The sequence below is a fragment of the Micromonospora foliorum genome, from assembly GCF_022229015.1.
GTDB lineage: Bacteria > Actinomycetota > Actinomycetes > Mycobacteriales > Micromonosporaceae > Micromonospora > Micromonospora foliorum.
The window spans coordinates 1-11,756 of the sequence record NZ_JAKKFF010000374.1 but is presented as its reverse complement, the minus strand read 5'-3'; the positions used below and the strand labels follow the sequence as shown (position 1 = coordinate 11,756).

Genomic DNA, 11,756 nt, shown 5'->3' with positions numbered 1-11,756 from the left:
CGCGCCGGCGATCCCCTCCGGGTGGGCTTGCGTCACCTCGGCGGAGGCGCGGGCCTGCGCCGCGGCGCGCGCCGTCGAGTCGGCGAAGTACGCGCCCAGTGGGCCGACCCGCATCGCCGCGCCGTTGCCGCAGGAGCCCTGCCCGTCGAAGGCGGAGGCGGCGGCCAGCGGCCACGGTGTGCCGGTGCGGATCAACCCCAGGATCAGCGTCGCGCCCGCGCCGTAGCCTCGGCGCTCGGTACACCGCTCGGCGAAGGAGAGCGCCAGCCGGTCCCGGTCGATGCCGCCGGAGTCGGCCAGCTGGGCGAGGACCGAGCAGGCCATCTCGGTGTCGTCGGTCCACTCCCAGGGCGCCGGCGGCAGCGCGTCGGTGGCGAGATCCACGGGCGCCGGCCCCGGCAGGAAGTACTGCGCGCCGAGCGCGTCGCCGGTGGAGAGACCGGCGAGGCTGTCCCGGGCGAGCGCCAGGCGGGCATCGGCGAACAGGGTGAACGACATCGTCGTACCAGCTTGCCCGGTCGCCAGGCACGCCGCAACGCGATCAACTTGCCAGGCCAAGTACGGTCTTGTCGTGGCCTCCGTGCTCCTGGTCGAAGACGATCACGTCGTACGCGGCGCGATGCTGCGGTCCCTCACCGACCGGGGGCATGCCGTGCACGCCGTGGGTACGGCGTTGGACGCCCTGCGTCGGGTCGCCGCGGAGACACCCGACCTGGTGGTGCTCGACCTCGGCCTGCCCGACCTGGACGGCTCGGACGCGCTGCGGATGCTGCGCGGCATCACCGACGTCCCGATTATCATCGCCACCGCCCGCGACGACGAGCAGTCGGTGGTCAAGCTGCTGCGTGCCGGCGCCGACGACTACATGGTCAAGCCGTTCACGGGGGCGCACCTGGACGCGCGGATCACCACCGTGCTGCGCCGGGCCGGCCGGGCCAGTCGGTCCGTGCAGCCCGCGGTGCACAGTGTCGGCGGGCTGCGGGTGGACGTGGGCGAGCGCAGTGCCCAGCTCGACGGGGAGCCGCTGGCGCTGACCCGCAAGGAATTCGACCTGTTGGCGTATCTCGCCGCACGACCTGGGCGGGTAGTGTCCCGCCGGGAACTCTTGGAGGAGGTATGGCGGCAGCCATCGGTCGGCGAGGATCAGACCATCGACGTTCACCTGTACTGGCTCCGCAGAAAGATGGGCGAGTCCGCGGCGAAGCCGCGTTACCTGCGCACCGTGCGGGGGGTCGGATTCCGGCTGGTGGCACCGGACTGAGAACGGCGCTGGCCCTGCTCACGGCCGGCATGTGCAGTCTCGTCGCGCTCGCGTTCCTGATCCCGCTCGGGCTCAGCCTGCGGGAGCAGAGCCGGGACGAGGCGATTGCCGACGCGGCGCGCCGCAGTGCGCTGGTGACCGGCGCGCTGGCGGTGAGCACCGACCCGGCGGTCGTCGAGCGTGCCGTGGTGGCCAGCGCCGAGGGCGCACCCACCCGGCCCGTGGTGCACGGGTTGGGGCTGGACGAGTCCGCCGGTCGGGCCAGCGGCAGCGACCTGGACCGGGCCCGCTCCGAGCGCCAGTCGTTGGTCGTCGACGTCGACGGGGGTGTGGCCCGGCTCGACCCGGTCGTCCTCGGTGACCGGACGGCCGTGGTCGAGGTGTTCCTTCCGGAGTCGACGCTGGGCGAGGGCGCCGGCGGCACCTGGCTGCTGCTGTTCGCGGTCGGTGCGGCGATGGCCGGCGCGGCGGTGCTGGTGGTCGACCGGGTCGCCGCCCGCGCCGTGGACTCGACCCGGGGTCTGGTCAAGGCCGCGCTCTCCGTCGGCGACGGCGACCTCGGCGTACGCGTCGAGCCGACCGGTCCGCGCGAGTTGGCCGAGGCCGGGTACGCCTTCAACCGGATGGCGGACCGGCTGGACGCCGCCCGCACCGACGAGCGGGAGTTGGTGGCCGACCTGTCGCATCGGCTGCGTACCCCGTTGACGGTGCTGCGCCTGGACGCGGAGGCGTTGGAGTCCGACGACACCAGCGTGGGTTCGTTCAGCCCGGCGGAGTTGGACCGGCTGCGCGGGATCCGGCGGATCCGGCAGGCGATCGTCACCCTGGAGGGTGAGATCGACGTGCTGATCAAGACCACCCGTAAGACGGTGGCGCTCGAGGCCGGGCCGGCGATGTGCGACGTCAGCGAGGTGGTCCGGGACCGGATGGTGTTCTGGGCGGCGTTGGCCGGCGACCAGAACCGGCCGCACCGGGTCAACGGCGCGCAGCTGCGCATCCCGGCGCCGGTGCCGCGGGCCGAACTGGCCGCCGCGCTGGACGCCGTGATCGGCAACGTCTTCCGCTACACCCCGCAGGGCACCGCGTTCGAGGTGGCCGTGTCCCGGCGCGACGGTTACGTGGCGATCCGGATCGACGACGCCGGCCCCGGCATCGCCAACCCGGACCGGGCACTGCGCCGGGGCACCAGTGACCAGGGCTCGACCGGGCTCGGCCTGGACATCGCCAAGCGGGTGGCGTTGCAGGCCAACGGCTCGGTGAGCATCGACCGCGCCCGGTTGGGCGGTGCCAGCGTGGTGATGTTGCTCGCCGACCCGGAGGCGACGCCCCGGCAGGTCAGCCGCTTCGGTCTGGTCGGTCGGATGGCCCGCGACGCCCGGGACCCGAAGGCCAGCGGACGTCGCTGGCCCCGCCAGCGCCCCACCGACGACTGACCCGGCCGCACCCCGGGTTGTGCGCCGGCGCAAGTCTTCCTTAGATCGCGGTTAACGACCGCGTTGGATCGGCCGCGGGCTGACAGGATCACAGCACGAACCCACCAGTTCCACCGGCCGAGCGCACCACGCACCCACGGCCGGTGGAGCCGCGCGCGCGGCGGGAGTCACAGGTCCCCCCACACCCACGCTCCCGCCGCGCGCCCTGCTCGACCGGCCGGCTCAGCCGGCACCCGAGCGGCTCAGCCGGCACCCGAGCGGCTCAGCCGGCGGTGGCGAGGTACGCGTCGATCTCGGCGAGGATCCGCTGCTGGCCGGCGGGGTCGAGGAAGGACGCCGTCACCGCGTTGCGGGCCAGCCCGGCCAGACCCTCGGCACCGATTCCGAGCAGGCGGGCCGCCACCGCGTACTCCTCGTTGAGGGTCGTGCCGAACATCGGCGGGTCGTCGGAGTTGATGGTGACCAGCAGCCCGGCCTCGACCAGCCGGGGCAGCGGGTGCTCGTCGAGGGTGGCCACCGCCCGGGTGCGTACGTTGGACGTCGGGCAGATCTCCATCGCGATCTGCCGCTCGGCCAGGTGGGCGAGCAGCTGCGGGTCCTGCGCGGCGGAGATGCCGTGCCCGATCCGCTCGGCGCCCAGCTCGTTCAGCGCGTCCCAGACGGTCTGCGGCCCGGTGGTCTCCCCGGCGTGCGGCACCGAGCGCAGCCCGGCGGCGCGGGCCTGGTCGAAGTAGGGCCGGAACTGCGGTCGGGGTACGCCGATCTCCGGGCCACCCAGACCGAAACTGACCAGCCCGTCCGGACGCTCGTCCAGGGCGATGCGCAGCGTCTCCTCGGCTGCCGGCAGGCCGGCCTCGCCGGGGATGTCGAAGCACCAGCGCAGCTCGATGCCGAAGTCGGCCAGGGCGCGCTTGCGGGCGTCCTCGATGGCCTCACAGAACGCCGGCGCGGGAATGCCCCGCCGGACGTGCGAGTACGGGGTGATGGTCAGCTCCGCGTACCGGACCTGTTGGCGGGCCAGCTCCCGGGCCACCTCGTGGGTGAGGATCCAGACGTCCTCCGGGTCGCGGATGAGGTCCACGACGCTCAGGTAGACCTCGATGAAGTGCGCGAAGTCGCGGAACTCGAAGTAGGCGGCGAGTGCGTCCGGGTCGGCCGGCACGGGGGTGCGTCCCTCGTGGCGGGCGGCCAACTCGGCGACGATCCGGGGCGAGGCGGAGCCGACGTGGTGCACGTGCAGCTCCACCTTGGGCAGACCGGCGATGAAGGTGGACAGGTCGGTCACGGGTTCTCCTGGGCATGGTCGCCGGTGCGGGCGACGACGAAGACGCGGCGGAACGGGAAGTACACCTGACCCTGCCTCACCGGGTACGCCGCGGTGAGCCGTACTCCCAGCTCGGTCCGGAAGGCGGACCAACCGGCGGCGTCCAGTGCGGCCCGGACCGGGCGCAGCGCGGTGCCCTCCATCCAGGCCAGCACCGGGTGCTCGGCGGCGGGTCGAACCGGCAGCAGGTGCACGTAGGTAGTCTCCCAGGCGTCCACCGCGCAGCCGGCGCCGGTCAGCAGCGCCGCGTAGTCGGCCGGGTCGTCGACCGGGTCCGCGCGCAGCAGCGGGGCGACCTCGGCCCGCCAGGTCGGGCGGTTGGCGACCTCCCGCAGGGCGCGGTGCGAGTCGGCGGCGAAGTTGCCGGGGACCTGCATGGCGAGCCAGGCACCGGCGGGCAGCTCGGCGGCCCAGCGGCGCAGCAACTCCTGGTGGCCGGGGACCCACTGCAACGCCGCGTTGCTGACCACCACGTCCTCGTCGCCGGCCGGACGCCAGTCGCGCAGGTCGGCGACCGCGAAGTCGACCGGCGCGCCGAGGGCCTCGGCCCGCGCGATCATGTCGGGTGAGGAGTCGAGGCCGAGCACCCGGCTCGTCGGCCAGCGCTCGGCGAGGGTGGCGGTGAGCTGGCCGGGGCCGCAGCCGAGGTCGACCACCGTCCGGGGTCGCTCGGCCGGGATCCGGGCGAGGAGGTCGTGAAACGGCCGGGATCGCTCGTCGCCGAAGCGCAGGTAGGTCGTCGGGTCCCACATGGTCGCCTCCCAAACCGTACGTACGTACTGCTACGGTACGGCTCGCGTGGCAGGGTGGCAACCCGATCACTAGGCTCGGGGCATGGAACAGCGCAGCTTCAACCGGCTCGGCCGGACCGTTGGCGCGGTCGGCCTGGGCGCGTGGCAACTCGGCGCCGACTGGGGCACCGTCAGCGAGGACGACGCCATGGCGGTGCTCGCCGCCGCCGTGGACGCCGGGGTCACCTTCCTCGACACCGCCGACGTGTACGGCGACGGCCGCAGCGAGCAGCTGATCGGCCGCTTCCTGCGCACCCGACCCGACGCCGGGCTGACCGTCGCCACCAAGATGGGCCGCCGCGTCGAGCAACGGCCGGAGGCGTACACCCTGGCCAACTTCCGGCAGTGGACCGACCGCTCCCGGGCCAACCTCGGCATGGACACCCTGGACCTGGTCCAGTTGCACTGCCCGCCCACCGAGGTCTTCTCCTCCGACGAGGTCTTCGACGGCCTGGACACCCTCGTCGCCGAAAAGGCCATCGCCGGGTACGGGGTCAGCGTCGAGACCTGCGACCAGGCCCTCACCGCGATCGCCCGACCGGGGGTGGCGAGCGTCCAGATCATCCTCAACGCGGTCCGCCACAAGCCGCTGGAGCGGGTGCTGCCGGCCGCGGCGGCAGCCGGTGTCGGCATCATCGCCCGCGTGCCGCTCGCCAGCGGTCTGCTCTCCGGCCGCTACGACGAGCACACCGAGTTCCCCGCCGACGACCACCGCAACTACAACCGGCACGGCGCGGCCTTCGACGTCGGGGAGACGTTCTCCGGGGTCGACTTCGACCGGGGTCTGGCCGCCGTACGTCGGCTGGCCCCGCTTGTCGACGCGGACCGCACGATGGCGCAGTTCGCGCTGCGCTGGGTGCTGGACCAGGCGGGCGTCACCGTGGTCATCCCCGGTGCCCGCGACGCCGACCAGGCCCGACGCAACGCCGCCACGGCCGCCCTGTCCCCGCTCACCGACGAGCAGTTGGCAGCCGTCCGCGAGACCTACGACGAGCTGATCCGCCCGCAGGTGCACGACCGGTGGTGACCCGCGCGCCCGGGGTGCTCGCGTCGCGCCGCCCGGCCGGCGCTGCTGGACGGCGGCGCGCCACCCCGGGCGGCGGAGAGGGGACGCGATGAGAGGCTGGCTTCCACTCACCCTCGGCCTGCTGGCCGTGGTGATCGGTGCGGTGTGGACGGTCCAGGGCCTCGGCTACGTCAGCGGCAGCGTGATGACCGACGAGAAGATCTGGGCGGTGATCGGCCCGCTCGTGGCGCTGGCCGGGCTGCTGGTGCTCTGGCTCGGCCTGCGCTCGCGTCGACGCTGAGCCGTCGCTCCACCGGGAGCCCGAGCAGGTGGAAAGCCCCGCTTCCCAACCGGGATGCGGGGCTTTCTCAGCGACCCTTGAGCCGGATCGTCCCACTGGCCGGCGGGGGCCGGCCGTCTCAATCAGATGGGACGGACCTGCTCAGCCTGCGGGCCCTTCTGACCCTGAGCAATCTCGAACTCCACCCGCTGGTTCTCCTCCAGCGAGCGGTAGCCGCTGGTCTGGATGGCCGAGAAGTGGACGAACACGTCAGCACCCCCACCATCGACGGTGATGAAGCCGAAGCCCTTGTCAGCGTTGAACCACTTCACGGTTCCCTGAGCCATGTGTTTCTCCCTCTAAAAACTGGCGGCCGTGCACGCCGTCCGGCCGATTGGCCGTTTTTGAGCAGCGGCGCCTGAGGCAGCCCCACGAAGGAGACTTCTCTCAACCCACGCCATCTCGCAACAGCGGGGACCAGCAAATCACGGAGGCAAAAAGTCTGTCACGACCTCTCCGACGAATTTCTCCGACATGTGACCTGACGGATGCCTCAGGTGCGCTGGGCGGCGTGCGATGCCAAGCGAAAGCCCCCTTCCCATCGATGCGGGAAGGGGGCTGAAGTCGCTGCCGGTCAGTCCGGCCAGCTGCCGGTCATCCGGCGTACGCCGACCGCGCCGCCCCGGTCCACGGCGGCCCGGACGACCGCGAAGATGGCGCCCTGCAACGCCGCGGCGGCCAGGATCTCGCCCCAGCCGCGATCCTCGTCGGTCGCGTTGGGCGCCTCACCGTCGCCCGCGGTGACCTTCCAGACCTGCCGGAAGATCGCCCCGGCCACCGCGCCCGCGGCGATACCCATCAAGACGCCGACCGGCCGGTACGCGACCCTGCCGATGCTCTTACTCACCTACGCCTCCCCCGCACGATCATCAGCACCACCACGGTGGCCACCGCGCCGGCCGCGATGGCCGCCCACGGCACCGGGTTGCGGCGCACCAACTCACCCTTGTCGTACGCCTGTGCGCGTACCAACTCGCCCTTCTCGTGCGCCTGCGCCCGCGCCATCCCGGCGCCACGCGCGGCCTGACCGCGGACCCGGGCGACGGTCTGCGCCGCCTGCTCCCGCATCCGCTCCTTGGCCTGCTCGGCGGACTCCTTGAGACGCGCCTTGACGTCGGCCTTGGCGGCCAACGCCTCCATCGTCTCGCCCAACTCGACCCGGGTACGACGGATCTCCTCGCGGAGGGCCTCCGTGTCGCCCGTCCCGTTGCCGGTCATTGCCGCCCCCTGTCCTTCACCGCGGCGGTGACGGTGTCCATGTCCGCCCGGAGGCTACGGACCGTGGCCGCCGGCATCGGCGGGACCGCACGGCTGACCTGCTTCTTGCCCACCAGGGCGAGGATGCCGGCCACCAGGAAGCAGGCCACCGCCACGATCAGCGCCGCGGCCCAGGCGGGCAACACCAGGTCGAGCAGCAGGATCGCCGTGGCGACCAGCGCACCCAGGCCGAAGAACGCGAGCGCGCCACCGCCACCGAACAGGCCGATCCCGATGCCCGCGTGCTTACCCTTCTGGGTCAACTCCGCTCGGGCCAGCGTCAGTTCGTCCCGCACGAGGCGGGAGATCTGCTCGGTGGCCCGCTGCACCAGCTCGGCGGTGGAGGGCTCGCTCCCGTTCTGGGATGTGCGGGCTTTCGCCACGTCAGCCATGCTGTCCTCCTTTCCTCATCACCGCGCTGTATGCCCGAAGTCGTCGCTCGTCAATCCTAAAGCGCGCCAGGCAGCTCACCGTCCCCGTTGTCCGGACGCCGCGCCGCCGATACGCGGCCAGCCGCCGCGATCACGCCAGAGACGTCCGGCAGCACATCCCCCACCCAAGCCCGACCAAACCTCCCGCAACGGACCCCTCTCCCCCACCCGGCCCCCGGCCCCCGGCCCCGCCCCGGCCCCCGGCCCGCAGCGGTGATCATGAGGTTGGCCGGGACAAATAAGGCACATCCACCCGGCAAGTCCATGATCGTCGCGGCCGACCGGGCAAGATCACGCTCGATCCTGGTTGTAGTGGCCTCGACGGGGACGGAGGCCACTACAACCAGGAAGTTGCACGATCTTGCGGGCAGGGCAGGGCGGGGCGGGGCAGGACGCGGGGGCGGAGCGGGACGGGGCGGTGGGCGGGTCAGGGGCGGGTTTCGTCGGGGCCTACGAAGGCTTCGCTGCGGGCGTCGCCGTCGTCGCTGCCGCCGAAGACGCGGGCGTCGTCGGGCGCCTCGGTCTCGGACTGGCGGCGGGCCGGGCGCCTCGGCTGCACCCACTGCCAGGACAGGTTGCTGGTGGCGTCGCCCAGCTCGGTGCGCAGCCGGGGCATCGCGGTCGGGCGGTTGTCCCGGATCCAGGCGACTAGGTGCTCCCGGACGAGGCAGCGCAGGTCCCACAGGCTGCCCGCGTCGGCGGCGCTGACCAGCGCGCGCAACCGGACCGTCCCGCCGGTGGCGTCGGTGACCTGGAGGACGCAGACCCGCCCGTCCCACAGTTCGGTGCCCTCGACGAGGCGGCGCAGTTCCTCGCGCATGATCTGCACCGGCACCGCCCAGTCGACGTCGAATTCGGCGGTGCCGAGGACCGCCGCCTCCGTCCGGGTCCAGTTCTGGAACGGCTTGCTGGTGAAGTACGAGGTGGGCAGGATCAACCGGCGGTCGTCCCAGATCTGCACCACGACGTAGCTGAGGGTCAGCTCCTCGATGCGACCCCACTCTCCCTCGACGACGACCACGTCGTCGAGCCGGACGGCGTCGCTGAAGGCGAGCTGGAGGCCGGCGAAGACGTTGCCGAGCAGGCTCTGCGCGGCGAGCGCGGCCACCACACCGACCACACCGGCGGAGGTCAGCACGCCGGCGCCGATGCCCCGCACGCTGGGGAACGTCATCAGCATCACGCCGACGGTCAGGATGACGATCACCGCGATGGTCAGTCGGCGCAGCATCACCACCTGGGTCCGTACGCGTCGGGCGTGCCGGTTGTCCGGTACGTCGACCCGGAACCGGGCCAGCGCGGTGTCCTCCACGACGACCAGCAGGCAGGCGACAAGCCAGGCCATGGTGGCGATGACGCCGAGGATGAGCAGGTGCAGCAGCAGTCGCCGCCAGCTCTCGCCGACCGCGTACCCGGTGGTGAAGCGGACGGCGAACTGCACGGCCAGGACCGTTCCGGCGACCTGGAACGGGCGGTGCGCGTGATCGGTCAACTCGGTCAACAGCAGTGACCGGCGGCCGAACCGCCGGGTCACCCGGTGGACGATCTCGACCAGGAACAGGGCGACCGCCGCCGCGACGAGCGCGGCGACGGCCGTTTCGAGATAGTTCTGCACGGCTTCGGTGCTCCCCTTCGACCAGACGTCGGGCACTTTGGGCAAAAGCCCAAGAGTGCCCGACATCCGTGGTATCGACCAGTTCAGACCTTGCGGTACCGGGACTGGAGGAAGCAGAAGACGCCGAAGGCGGCGATGCCGAGGGCGACCAGGGTCAGCAGGAACGTGCCGTAGGACTGCTCACGCAGGGTGTGCAGCGCGGCGTCCAGACCGCGGGCCTTCTCCGGGTCGTACTTCACCGCGGCCACGATGATCAGCAGACCGGCGATGCCGTACGCGACGCCCTTGGCGACGTACCCGGCGATGCCGAGCCGGCGGGCGAGCTTGCGGGTCTTCGGGCTCATCTCGCCGGTCTTCAGGTGCTTCTCGAAGCGCTTGACGACGCCGTAGATCACCAGGCCGACGCCGATCGCGGCGAGCACCAGCCCGGCCAGGCCGACCAGCCAGCGGCCACCGCTGGAGGTCATCAGCTTGCCGGTCAGGGCCTCCTGCTGGTCGGCGCTGTTCGAGCCGGCGTCCTTGAAGACCTTGAACGCGGTCCAGGCGAAGTAGAGGTAGACGATGGTCCGGCCGGCCGAGGCGAGTCGTTCCGTGACCCGCTCCTTGCCGCGCTCGGCGCGGTGCCCGACCGCTGCCTCCAGCGCCTGCCAGATCGCCATCGCGAGCAGGCCGACCGCGACGGCGATGACCAGGAACTTGCCGAGGGGCTGGGCGGAGAGGGTACGCAGCGCGCCGGACTGGTCACCGTCGTCTGACGACGTGCCGAACGCGATCTGCAACGCCAACCAGGCGAAGAGGAGGTGGACGATCCCGTAGCCGATGAAGCCGGCCCGGGCGAGGACTTCCAGCCACCGGCTGTCCGCCGTACGGGAGGCGGTGGCTTCGGCGCTACGGGTGAGTGACATGGCGTCACAATCTCCGATTCTGAAGATTCCCAAACGTCGGCCACCGCCGCCCGCCCCGGTCAGCTGCCCGGGTTACGCGACACGCGAATCTTGACCTGCTGGTCGGTCACGCTGTCCAGGGTGACCGCGAAGCCCCCGGCCTCGGCGGCCTGCTGGCCGGTGGTGAGGGTGAGCTGCTCACCGGCGACCTCGACGGTCACCTGGTCACCCTCGGCGCCGACCAGCTTGGCCTCGACGCCCAGGATGGTGGCGCTCGCGTCGACACCCCGCTCGAAGGTGACCGTGCAGGCGTCCAGCCCGCAGTCGGTGGAGGCGCCCTGGGAGCTGCACCCGGTGAGCACGGCGAGGCCGAGCGCCAGACCGGCGAAAAGACCGGCGGCGCGGCGGACGGAGGGAACGGGCATGGTGGCGGGTCGTTTCGTCACCTCGCCAAGAGTACGAGACATCCGCGACGTCGTCGCCCAACGGTGATCACCTGGCGGCCGGCCAGGGTACGAGGAGCACCGGCTAGGGTCCGGGACATGCCGTTCGACATCGCCCGCACCCGGGCCGCCTACCCCGCCCTGACCGAGGGTTTCGTCCACTTCGACGGTGCCGGCGGCACCCAGACCGCAGCCGGTGTGATCGACGCGGTCACCGACGCCATGCGATCGGCGGTCGGCAACCGCAGCGCCGCCTTCGGTCCGGGCCGCCGGTCGTTGGAGCTGGTGGCCGAGGCCCGCTTGGCGGTGGCCGACCTGCTCGGCGCCGACCCGGCCGGGGTGGTGCTCGGCCCGAGCGCGACCGCGCTGACGTACACCCTGGCCCGCACGCTCGGCGCGGCCTGGCGCCCGGGTGACGAGGTGGTGGTCTCCCGGCTCGACCACGACGCGAACGTGCGGCCGTGGGTGCAGGCCGCCGAGGCGGCCGGCGCGACGGTGCGCTGGGCCGAGGTCGACCGGCACACCGGTGAGCTGCCCGCGGCGCAGTACGCGGACCTGGTCGGTGAGCGGACCCGGTTGGTGGCGGTGACCGCCGGCAGCAACGCCATCGGCACCATGCCGGACGTGGCGGCGATCGCCAAGACCGCGCACGCGGTCGGCGCGTTGGTCTACGTCGACGGGGTGCACTCGGTCCCGCACGGGCCGACCGACCTGACCTCGCTCGGCGCCGACGTGCTGGTCACCAGCGCGTACAAGTGGTCCGGGCCGCACCTGGCGGCGATGGTGGCCGACCCGGCCCGGTGGGCGGCACTGCGCCCGGCGAAGCTGGTGCCGTCCTCCGACGCGGTGCCGGACCGGTTCGAGTACGGCACGCCGAGCTTCCCGCTGCTGGCCGGCGTGGCCGCCGCGGTGGATCACCTGGCGGGGCTGGACCCGGACGCGGTCGGGGACCGGCGGGCACGGCTGCGGGC

15 protein-coding genes are annotated in these 11,756 nt (G+C 72.4%); 5 read left to right on the top strand and 10 right to left on the bottom strand.

Annotation, left to right across the window (positions count from 1 at the left end; genetic code table 11):
* Positions 1 to 498, bottom strand: a 498-nt coding sequence (locus PSH25_RS25060) for an ADP-ribosylglycohydrolase family protein (protein ID WP_238661397.1), incomplete at its 3' end; no start/stop codon positions are given.
* Between the two features lie 73 nt (positions 499 to 571).
* Here PSH25_RS25060 and PSH25_RS25055 point away from each other — a divergent pair.
* Both PSH25_RS25055 and PSH25_RS25050 read left to right on the top strand, forming a co-directional pair.
* Entirely contained in the window at positions 572 to 1,261 is a 690-nt protein-coding gene (locus tag PSH25_RS25055) for a response regulator transcription factor (protein WP_091401712.1), read from the top strand.
* Positions 1,262 to 1,290: 29 nt separating this feature from the next.
* A complete protein-coding gene (locus PSH25_RS25050; protein ID WP_238661396.1) occupies positions 1,291 to 2,694 on the top strand; it encodes a HAMP domain-containing sensor histidine kinase in 1,404 nt (467 codons plus the stop codon).
* Positions 2,695 to 2,956: 262 nt separating this feature from the next.
* Here the strand turns inward: PSH25_RS25050 and PSH25_RS25045 are convergent, their stop codons facing one another.
* Positions 2,957 to 3,979, bottom strand: coding sequence for an adenosine deaminase (locus PSH25_RS25045; protein WP_238661395.1), 1,023 nt, complete (start codon positions 3,977 to 3,979; stop codon positions 2,957 to 2,959).
* Positions 3,976 to 4,770, bottom strand: a complete 795-nt coding sequence (locus PSH25_RS25040) for a trans-aconitate 2-methyltransferase (protein ID WP_238661394.1) — start codon at positions 4,768 to 4,770, stop codon at positions 3,976 to 3,978. Before PSH25_RS25040 ends, PSH25_RS25045 begins: the two co-directional genes overlap by 4 nt.
* 82 nt (positions 4,771 to 4,852) lie before the next feature.
* Between PSH25_RS25040 and PSH25_RS25035 the strand changes: the two genes are divergently transcribed.
* Positions 4,853 to 5,836, top strand: a complete 984-nt coding sequence (locus tag PSH25_RS25035; RefSeq protein ID WP_238661393.1) for an aldo/keto reductase — start codon at positions 4,853 to 4,855, stop codon at positions 5,834 to 5,836.
* A gap of 88 nt (positions 5,837 to 5,924) precedes the next feature.
* Entirely contained in the window at positions 5,925 to 6,116 is a 192-nt protein-coding gene (locus PSH25_RS25030) for a hypothetical protein (RefSeq protein WP_238661392.1), read from the top strand.
* A gap of 122 nt (positions 6,117 to 6,238) precedes the next feature.
* Here the strand turns inward: PSH25_RS25030 and PSH25_RS25025 are convergent, their stop codons facing one another.
* The 7 genes from PSH25_RS25025 to PSH25_RS24995 form a co-directional block, all read right to left on the bottom strand.
* The gene (locus PSH25_RS25025) at positions 6,239 to 6,442 is read right to left on the bottom strand and encodes a cold-shock protein (RefSeq protein WP_030338233.1); all 204 of its coding nucleotides are present in this window, start codon (positions 6,440 to 6,442) and stop codon (positions 6,239 to 6,241) included.
* A 287-nt stretch (positions 6,443 to 6,729) separates the two neighbouring features.
* A complete protein-coding gene (locus PSH25_RS25020; protein ID WP_030338235.1) occupies positions 6,730 to 7,002 on the bottom strand; it encodes a DUF4235 domain-containing protein in 273 nt (90 codons plus the stop codon).
* Complete coding sequence (locus tag PSH25_RS25015) at positions 6,999 to 7,373, bottom strand: DUF3618 domain-containing protein (protein ID WP_238661391.1); 375 nt, start codon at positions 7,371 to 7,373, stop codon at positions 6,999 to 7,001. The genes PSH25_RS25020 and PSH25_RS25015 overlap by 4 nt, the downstream gene beginning before the upstream one ends.
* Entirely contained in the window at positions 7,370 to 7,804 is a 435-nt protein-coding gene (locus tag PSH25_RS25010; RefSeq protein ID WP_238661390.1) for a phage holin family protein, read from the bottom strand. The genes PSH25_RS25015 and PSH25_RS25010 overlap by 4 nt, the downstream gene beginning before the upstream one ends.
* 466 nt (positions 7,805 to 8,270) lie before the next feature.
* Positions 8,271 to 9,458 carry a mechanosensitive ion channel family protein gene (locus PSH25_RS25005; RefSeq protein WP_238661398.1) on the bottom strand — a complete coding sequence of 396 codons (1,188 nt, stop codon included), beginning with the start codon at positions 9,456 to 9,458 and terminating at the stop codon, positions 8,271 to 8,273.
* A gap of 83 nt (positions 9,459 to 9,541) precedes the next feature.
* Entirely contained in the window at positions 9,542 to 10,363 is an 822-nt protein-coding gene (locus PSH25_RS25000) for a DUF1206 domain-containing protein (RefSeq protein ID WP_238661389.1), read from the bottom strand.
* A 59-nt stretch (positions 10,364 to 10,422) separates the two neighbouring features.
* Entirely contained in the window at positions 10,423 to 10,788 is a 366-nt protein-coding gene (locus PSH25_RS24995) for a hypothetical protein (protein WP_238661388.1), read from the bottom strand.
* A 96-nt stretch (positions 10,789 to 10,884) separates the two neighbouring features.
* On the opposite strand from PSH25_RS24995, the gene PSH25_RS24990 reads away from it, so the two are divergent.
* Positions 10,885 to 11,756, top strand: an 872-nt coding sequence (locus PSH25_RS24990) for an aminotransferase class V-fold PLP-dependent enzyme (RefSeq protein ID WP_238661387.1), incomplete at its 3' end; no start/stop codon positions are given.

Excerpts from the sequence above, each read along its gene's own strand:
- PSH25_RS25010 (WP_238661390.1), bottom strand. The coding sequence starts at position 7,804 with ATGGCTGACGTGGCGAAAGCCCGCACATCCCAGAACGGGAGCGAGCCC.
- PSH25_RS25015 (WP_238661391.1), bottom strand. The coding sequence starts at position 7,373 with ATGACCGGCAACGGGACGGGCGACACGGAGGCCCTCCGCGAGGAGATC.
- PSH25_RS25035 (WP_238661393.1), top strand. The coding sequence starts at position 4,853 with ATGGAACAGCGCAGCTTCAACCGGCTCGGCCGGACCGTTGGCGCGGTC.
- PSH25_RS25030 (WP_238661392.1), top strand. The coding sequence starts at position 5,925 with ATGAGAGGCTGGCTTCCACTCACCCTCGGCCTGCTGGCCGTGGTGATC.
- PSH25_RS25025 (WP_030338233.1), bottom strand. The coding sequence starts at position 6,442 with ATGGCTCAGGGAACCGTGAAGTGGTTCAACGCTGACAAGGGCTTCGGC.
- PSH25_RS25040 (WP_238661394.1), bottom strand. The coding sequence starts at position 4,770 with ATGTGGGACCCGACGACCTACCTGCGCTTCGGCGACGAGCGATCCCGG.
- PSH25_RS25000 (WP_238661389.1), bottom strand. The coding sequence starts at position 10,363 with ATGTCACTCACCCGTAGCGCCGAAGCCACCGCCTCCCGTACGGCGGAC.
- PSH25_RS25050 (WP_238661396.1), top strand. The coding sequence starts at position 1,291 with ATGTGCAGTCTCGTCGCGCTCGCGTTCCTGATCCCGCTCGGGCTCAGC.